This is a genomic window from Pseudomonas agronomica, assembly GCF_025917275.1.
In the GTDB taxonomy this organism is placed as follows: Bacteria; Pseudomonadota; Gammaproteobacteria; order Pseudomonadales; family Pseudomonadaceae; genus Aquipseudomonas; species Aquipseudomonas agronomica.
Genome location: NZ_JAOSHO010000665.1, coordinates 1 through 2,302 on the forward strand (window position 1 = coordinate 1; position 2,302 = coordinate 2,302).

Annotated in this window: 1 protein-coding gene; it reads left to right on the forward strand. The window is 66.2% G+C overall.

The genetic code is table 11. The features are described 5' to 3' along the window. The first annotated feature begins 49 nt into the window (after positions 1 to 49). The gene (locus tag OC610_RS25940; RefSeq protein WP_264431882.1) at positions 50 to 2,269 is read left to right on the forward strand and encodes a primosomal protein N'; all 2,220 of its coding nucleotides are present in this window, start codon (positions 50 to 52) and stop codon (positions 2,267 to 2,269) included. Positions 2,270 to 2,302: the final 33 nt, after the last annotated feature.

Below are 2,302 nucleotides of genomic sequence, written 5' to 3' on the forward strand. Positions count from 1 at the left end.
TTGAATAGCGCTCAGCCTTGCGAACTTGTTTGCCTACCGAGACCCCCGCGTGCCCGACGCCATCCTGCGCCTCGCCTTGCCATCACCGCTGCGCCGCCTGTTCGATTACCGCGCCCCGGCCGGAGTGCCGCGTGCCCAGTTGCTGCCGGGCATGCGCCTGCGGGTGCCGTTCGGCCGGCGGGAAATGATCGGCATCCTGGTGGAAGTCACCGACCACAGTGAAGTGCCGGTGGACAAGCTCAAGCCGGCCCTGGCCCTGCTCGATGCGACGCCGCCGCTGCCGGCGTCGCTGTTCAAGTTGTGCCTGTGGACCGCCCAGTATTATCAGCACAGCCTGGGCGACACCCTGAGTTGGGCCCTGCCGGTGCTGTTGCGCCAGGGCGAACCGGCCGAGGCGCGCCAGGAGCGGTTCTGGTCGGTGGCGCCGGGCGCCTCGCTGGACGACCCGCGCATCGCCCGCGCACCGCGCCAGCGCGAAGCCCTGGCGACCCTGGCCCAACACCCCCACGGCGTGGCCCACCAGTTATTGAGCAAACTGATGCTCAGCAAGGACAGCCTCGACCTGCTGCTGGCCAAGGACCTGGTCCAGGTCGAGGTTCGTCGTCATTTACCAGGCGCGCGCCACGAACACTGGCTGGCCCAACCGGAACTGCCGCTCAACGCCGAACAACGGGCCGCTTGCGAGGCGATTCGCGCAGGTTTCGACAGCTATCACGCATTCTTGTTGGCGGGTGTCACCGGCAGCGGCAAGACCGAGGTCTACCTGCAGCTGATCCGCCAGACCCTGGAAGCCGGCAAGCAGGCCCTGGTACTGATTCCGGAAATCAACCTCGGCCCACAAACACTGGCGCGCTTCGAACAGCGCTTCAATGCACGGATCGCCCTGGTGCACTCGGCGGTCAACGATCGCGAACGCCTGGAAGCCTGGCTCGCCGCCCGGGACGGCGAGGCCGATATCATCATCGGCACCCGCTCGGCGCTGTTCACGCCGATGAAAAACCCCGGCCTGATCATCATCGACGAAGAGCACGACGGTTCCTATAAACAGCAGGAAGGCCTGCGCTACCACGCCCGCGACCTGGCGCTGGTGCGGGCCCGACAAGAGAACATTCCCATCGTCCTTGGCTCGGCCACGCCTTCCCTGGAAAGCCTGCACAACGCCTACACCGGTCGCTATGGCCTGCTGCGCCTCAACGAACGGGCCGGCGGCGCCAAGCAGCCACGCTTCCTGCGCCTGGATGTGAAAAGTCGTCCGCTGGACAGCGGCATCTCCGGGCCGATGCAGCAAGCCATCGGCCAGACCCTGGCCGCCGGGCAACAGGTGCTGGTGTTCCTCAATCGCCGGGGATTTGCCCCGACCTTGCTGTGCCATGATTGCGGCTGGATGTCCGGTTGCGAACGCTGCGACGCGCGGATGACCGTGCATCAGCGTTACGGCGAGCTGCGTTGCCACCATTGCGGGCACTCCGAACGCGTGCCAAGGAACTGCCCGCAGTGCGGGAAAGTGGACTTGCGTCCGGTGGGCGCCGGCACCGAGCGCGCCGAAGAACGGCTGGGGATCCTGTTTCCCGACTACCCCGTGCTGCGGGTGGATCGCGACAGCACGTCGCGAAAGGATGCGATGAACAATCTGTTCGCCACCATCCAGAAGGGTCAGCCGTGCATCCTGGTGGGCACGCAAATGCTCGCCAAGGGGCATCACTTCCCCCGGGTCACGCTGGTATCGATCCTGGATGCCGACGGCGGACTGTTCTCCGGTGATTTCCGGGCCAGCGAGCGCATGGCGCAGCTGATCGTCCAGGTTGCAGGCCGCGCCGGGCGCGCCGAAGAGCCGGGCAAGGTGATCATCCAGACCCACCTGGCGGATCATCCACTGCTGATACAACTGACCGAACAGGGCTATTTCGCCTTTGCGGAACAGGCGCTGAGCGAACGCCGTGGCGCCGGGTTGCCACCCTTTGCGCACTTGGCGCTGTTGCGCGCCGAGGCTCATAAACCGGGGCAGGCGGAAGGTTTCCTGGACGAAGCGTGCAGTGAGGCGGAACGCCTGCTGGCGGAGCAGAACCTCACCGGCATCGAACTATTGGGCCCGGTTCCGGCTCCGATGGAGCGGCGGGCCGGGCGCTATCGCGCCCAGCTTTTATTGCAGGCCAATGCCCGGGCGCCGTTGCATCGGCTGCTGAGCGCCTGGTTGCTGGTGCTGGAACAGATGCCCAGTGGGCGGGCGGTGCGCTGGTCGCTGGATGTGGATCCGGTGGATTTGTACTGACCCAGGCGCCGCCTTCGCGAGCAGGCTCGCTCC